This window comes from Vibrio sp. 2132-1 (assembly GCF_033344315.1).
Genome location: NZ_JAWPON010000110.1, coordinates 1 through 710 on the forward strand (window position 1 = coordinate 1; position 710 = coordinate 710).

The 710-nt window shown below is 47.6% G+C and carries 1 protein-coding gene; it reads right to left on the minus strand.

The window, feature by feature from the left end; all coding sequences use genetic code 11:
- The coding region (locus tag R8N47_RS23760) for a KpsF/GutQ family sugar-phosphate isomerase (protein WP_318185921.1) at positions 1-710 on the minus strand (710 nt) is incomplete at both ends.

Here is a 710-nt window from a genome sequence, read left to right on the forward strand (position 1 = left end):
ACTTCACCAATAGCCGTGGTATGAATATCAATGCGCTTATCCAAAGTGCGGCGTAAGTCACCATCGGTGAATATACCAAGCATAGCATCGTGCTCGTCCACGATGGCGGTCATTCCCAAACCTTTCTCTGAAATCTCCAAAAGTGCATCGCGAATCAACGCATCTGGAGACACTTTCGGTAATGCATTTCCGAAGTGCATAATATCAGACAGCTTAAGTAGCAATTTTCTTCCTAAAGCACCACCAGGATGTGAGAGAGCGAAGTCTTCTGCTGAGAATCCACGCGCTTGAAGTAGGGCAACTGCTAGCGCATCGCCCATTACTAAAGTTGCTGTGGTACTGCTGGTTGGTGCAAGACCAAGTGGACAAGCTTCTTGAGGGACAGTGATTTGCAAGTGCAAGTCAGCCAGTTTTGCCATGTTGGATTCTGGCTTGCCCGTCATGCTAATGATTTTAATGTTTAAACGCTTTAGAACAGGGAAGAGAGACAAGATTTCATGGGACTCGCCAGAGTTAGAAATAGCGATAACAATGTCACCCGCGCTGATCATACCCAAGTCACCATGCGCTGCTTCACCCGGGTGAACGAAAAACGCTGATGTACCTGTGCTGGCAAGCGTTGCTGCAATCTTGTTGCCAATGTGGCCTGATTTGCCCATACCCATCACGACAACTTTGCCGCTATTGGAAAGGATCAATTCGCAAGCTTG